Source organism: Brevundimonas sp. UBA5866 (assembly GCF_002432125.1).
Classification (GTDB): domain Bacteria; phylum Pseudomonadota; class Alphaproteobacteria; order Caulobacterales; family Caulobacteraceae; genus Brevundimonas.
On the sequence record NZ_DJFS01000061.1, the window covers coordinates 1 to 4,865 of the forward strand.

The 4,865-nt window shown below is 62.7% G+C and carries 4 protein-coding genes; 3 read left to right on the forward strand and 1 reads right to left on the reverse strand.

Features of this window, described 5'->3' with window-relative positions; translation table 11 throughout:
• The 3 genes from B3H86_RS06705 to B3H86_RS06715 form a co-directional block, all read left to right on the forward strand.
• Positions 1-1,224: cation:proton antiporter (locus B3H86_RS06705; protein WP_292052224.1), on the forward strand; the 1,224-nt coding region annotated here is incomplete at its 5' end.
• Positions 1,225-1,231: 7 nt separating this feature from the next.
• Positions 1,232-2,542: a nicotinate phosphoribosyltransferase gene (locus tag B3H86_RS06710; protein ID WP_292052226.1), complete on the forward strand. Its 1,311-nt coding sequence runs from the start codon at positions 1,232-1,234 to the stop codon at positions 2,540-2,542.
• Between the two features lie 75 nt (positions 2,543-2,617).
• Positions 2,618-3,169, forward strand: coding sequence for an NADPH-dependent FMN reductase (locus tag B3H86_RS06715; protein WP_292052227.1), 552 nt, complete (start codon positions 2,618-2,620; stop codon positions 3,167-3,169).
• An 82-nt stretch (positions 3,170-3,251) separates the two neighbouring features.
• On the opposite strand, the gene B3H86_RS06720 is transcribed toward B3H86_RS06715, so the two are convergent.
• On the reverse strand, positions 3,252-4,580 hold the full coding sequence (locus tag B3H86_RS06720) for an MFS transporter (RefSeq protein ID WP_292052229.1): 1,329 nt from the start codon (positions 4,578-4,580) through the stop codon (positions 3,252-3,254).
• Positions 4,581-4,865 lie beyond the last annotated feature (285 nt).

Sequence of the window (4,865 nt, forward strand, 5' to 3'; positions counted from 1 at the left end):
CTGGTCAATCCGGTGTTCGGCTTCATGGCCCGTAACGGTGGCCGCGAAGTGATGACAGCGGCGGCGCTTCTGGTCGTGGCGGGTACGGCGTGGCTGCTGGATTCCGTGGGCCTGTCTATGGCGATGGGGGCCTTTCTGGCCGGTGTGCTGCTGTCGGACTCGACGTTCCGGCATCAGCTCGAGGCGGATGTAGAGCCGTTCCGGGCCATTCTGCTGGGGCTGTTCTTCCTGTCGGTCGGCATGGCGCTTGATCTGTCGGTGGTGGTCAACCAGTGGCAAATGGTTCTGGCAGGACTGGCCGCCTTCATGATTGCCAAGGCCACCGTCATCTATGCGGTCGGCCGTTTGCTGAAGGCGTCCCACAGCGAGGCGATGGAGCGCGCGACCCTGTTCGCGCAGGGCGGCGAGTTCGCCTTTGTCCTCTACAGTGCGGCAGTGACCGCCGGCGTTATCGACGGACAGGCCAGCGCGACCCTGACGGCCATCGTCATTCTGTCGATGGCGCTGACGCCGCTGACGACCCTGTTGATCAGCCGCCTGTCCAAGCCGGACAGCGGCCTGACCCCCGAAGATGCCACAGACGTGGACGCCGCCAAGGATCTGGTCGGGCGGGTACTGGTTATCGGCTTTGGTCGTTTTGCCCAGGTGGCGTCACAACCCCTGCTGGCGCAGGGCGTCGAGGTGTCCATCATCGAAAAAGACATCGAGATGATCCAGGCCGCCGCCAATTTCGGCTTCAAAGTCTATTATGGCGACGGCACCCGACTGGATACGCTCAGGGCCTCGGGTCTTGAGAAGGCCGAGGCGGTGCTGGTGTGCGTCGACAATCAGGAAGCGACGGACCGTATTGTCGAACTGGTCGTGCATGAGTTTCCGGGCACGAAAATCTTTGCCCGTGCCTATGACCGTGGCGCGACCCTGCGATTGCTCAAGGCCGGTGTGGACTATCAGATCCGCGAGACTTTCGAATCCGCCCTTGTGTTTGGCGGCGAGGTGCTGCGCAATCTGGGCATGGCAGATGTCGAGGTCGAAGAGGCGCTTGAGGATGTCCGCGCCCGCGATGCCCAGCGGGTCGATCTGGAAATGGCGGGCGGACTGGAGGCCGGTCGCTCGCTGATCCGCGGCAACATGAAAACGCCGCAGCCCTCACCCTATATCAAGCCCCAGAAGGAAGGGCAGGTGATCGCCGTCGATCCCGCGCCCTCGGACGTGTCGGAGAAGTAACTCGCTTATGGCCAATGTCGATCTCGCCAAACGCGCCTATGATCATAGCTGGAGGCTTGATCCTATTGTCCGCAGCCTGCTGGACACGGACTTCTACAAGCTGCTGATGCTTCAGTTGATCTGGCGTCGGTTCCGTGATGTGCCGGTGACCTTTACCGTCATCAACCGCACCAAGACCGTGCGTCTGGTGGACGAGATCGACGAGGCGGAACTTCGCGCCCATCTGGATCACGCCCGCACCCTGCGGTTCACCAACAAGGAATTGATCTGGCTGGGCGGCAACACCTTCTACGGGGTGAAGCAGATTTTCACGCCGGACTTTCTGGCGTGGCTGGCGACCTATCAGCTGCCGGAATACGATCTGCAAAAGGGTGAGGATGGCCAATACCTGCTGACCTTCAGCGGAACGTGGGCCGATGTGACGCTTTGGGAAATCCCGGCCCTGTCGATCATAAACGAACTGCGCGCCCGCAAGGCGCTGGGCCGTATGGGCCGGTTCGAGCTGGATATCCTCTATTCCCGCGCCAAGACCCGGCTGTGGGAAAAGATCGAGCGCCTGCGCAAGCTGGATGGTCTGGTCATCTCGGATTTCGGCACCCGCCGCCGCCACGGCTTCCTGTGGCAGGACTGGTGCGTGGCCGCGATGAAGGCGGGACTGGGCAAGTCTTTTATCGGCACCTCCAACGTCCTTCTGGCCATGAACAACGACATGGAGGCCATCGGCACTAATGGCCATGAGTTGCCGATGGTGGTGGCCGCAATGGCAGGCGCGGACGACAAGGCCTTGCGCGATGCGCCCTATCGGGTGCTGGAGGAATGGCGTCAGACCTATCACGGCAACCTGCTGATCGTTCTGCCCGATGCCTTTGGCACCAAGGCGTTTCTGGACGATGCGCCCGACTGGCTGGCTGACTGGAAGGGGTTCCGTCCCGACAGCGCACCGCCCATCGAAGGCGGCGAGATCATCATGGACTGGTGGAAGTCCAAGGGTGTCGATCCCAGGGATCGCCTGCTGGTGCTGGCCGACGGGCTGGATGTCGACACCATCGAACAGGCACACGCCCACTTCAAAGGCCGTGTCCGCACCAGCTTTGGCTGGGGCACCAATCTGACCAATGATTTCCGCGACTGCTCACCGATCGAGGCCCCCGAACTGATGCCGATGTCGCTGGTGTGCAAGGTGACCGAAGCTGCCGGGCGTCCAGCGGTCAAACTGTCCGACAACCGCGCCAAGGCCACGGGCGATGCCGATGAGGTCGCGCGCTATCAACGGGTGTTCGGCGAAGTCGGTCGGGACCAGCGCGAGGTGCGCGTTTAAACCGTCTGAAGGAACGGCGGGCAGCTGGCAGGCATTGATGGAGGTGACTTTCACCGCGAACGGAGCCTCCATCCTATGTCCGCACTCAAGATTGGCGTCATCGTCGGCAGCCTGGCCAAGGCGTCCATCAACCGCAAGCTGGCTGAAGCTCTGAAGGGGCTGGCCCCCGATGGCATCGAGTTCTTCGACATCAGCATCGACCTGCCGCTGTATTCCCACGACTACGACGCCGACTATCCCAAAGCGGGCAAGGACCTGAAGGCGGCCATCGAAGGCGCGGACGGCATTGTGATCGTGACGCCCGAGTATAATCGCTCCATTCCGGGCGGGCTCAAGAACGCCATTGATTGGGCCAGCCGCCCCTGGGGCACGAACAGCTTTGACGGCAAGCCGGTGGCCGTGATCGGCACATCACCCGGCGCGATCGGCACGGCGGTGGCGCAGGCTGCGCTGCGTCCGGTCCTGGGTTTCCTCAACGTCGCCCAGATGCACCAGCCCGAAGCCTATATCCAGTTCAAGCCGGACCTGCTGGACGAACAGGGCAAGATCGCCAATGCCGACACAGAAAAATTCCTGCGCGGCTGGGTCGAAAGCTTTGTAGAGTTTACTTCCCGACACAAACGCTGAGGCGGCAGCCACAGCGGCGGACAAAAAAGGGCGCGGTCATAACGCCCGCGCCCTTTCTGTTTACGGCGATGGATGCCGCGACTCAGTCGCGGGCGATACCCATGCTTCGGTTCAGCCACAGCGCCAGCAGGGTGATGATCGCACCCGACAGCAGGTACAGACCACCCGCTGCGGCACCGAACTGCGACGACAGCCACAGGGCGGCCAACGGTGCGAAACCTGCGCCGAACAGCCATGCCAGATCCGACGTCAGAGCCGAGGCGGTATAGCGGTTGCGCGGGGTATAGGCCGCAGCGATGACGCCCGATGCCTGACCGAAGGCCAGACCCAGCAGGATGAAGCCGATGATCATATAGGCCAGTTCGCCCGGCAGACCGCCGTCCAGCAGTTGCGGAGCAAAGCCCGAAAAGACAGCGATGGCCGCGGCCGTCACGCCCAGCAGTTTGCGGCGGCCGAACTTGTCGGCCAGCCAGCCCGAGTAGGCGATGGCCACGGCACCGAAGCAGGCCCCGATGATCTCGACCACCAGGAAGCGGGTCGGAGTCTCGTCAGTGAACAGATAGACCCACGACAGCGGATAGACCGTTACCATGTGGAACATGGCAAAGGCTGCCAGCGGCGCGAAGGTACCGATCAGGATACGGGTGCCTTCCTCGCGCAGGGTCATCGGCACCGAGGTCGGCTTCAGCTCGTTGGAGTGGAAGGCCGACTGGAAGGTCGGGGTCACGACGATACGCAGACGGGCGAACAGGGCCACCACGTTGATGGCGAAGGCCACGAAGAACGGATAGCGCCAGCCCCAGGCGAAGAAGTCCGCCGGGGTCAGTTTGGCCGTGAAATAGGCGAACAGGGCGCTGGCCACGATCAGGCCGAACGGTGCGCCCAGCTGGGGCACCATAGCGTACCAGCCCTTTTTGTTCGCCGGCGCCGACACGGCCAGCAGCGAGGCCAGGCCATCCCATGTACCGCCCAGGGCCACGCCCTGACCCAGTCGCAGAACGATCAGCATCACAGCGGCCCAGTGGCCGGCCGTCTCATAGCTGGGCAGGAAGCCCAGGCAGACGGTCGAAATGCCCAGCAGGAACAGGGCGATGGTCAGTTTGGTGCCGCGACCGAACTTGCGGTCCACAGCAATAAACAGCGAGGAGCCGATCGGGCGGGCGAGGAAAGCCAGCGCGAAAACGGCAAACGAAAGAAGAGTTCCGCCCAGCGGACCCGCGTACGGGAAGATCAACTGCGGGAAGACAACGACCGAGGCGATGGCATAGACGAAGAAGTCGAAAAACTCCGACGTACGGCCAATAATTACGCCAACAGCAATTTCACCCGCGTCGATTTTGCCATGTCGCGCGTTGATCTGGCTGGCGTCCCGTTCAAGGGACTCGGAAGAAGGCGCGCCTGAAGCGTTCATGACAGATGCCGTTCTCTGCGACCGGGCGTCAATGCGCCCATATTGATAGAATGAATGAGCCGCTCCTTTGCTCCGCGCAGCCTGCGCGCGGGATAGGACGGATTGTCCAATGTCCGATGTTTGTCCTTGGGTCTACGGGGCCGTGGCAATGACCGAAACCTTGCCCGCAACCCCCGCCAATCCGGTCCGCCGCGCGCTGAGATCGCGTCTGCTGCGGCCGCTCGCCCTTGCGCCATTAATGGCCGCCCTGTCGGGCTGCGAGGCGATCGTCCTGGCTCCGGCCGG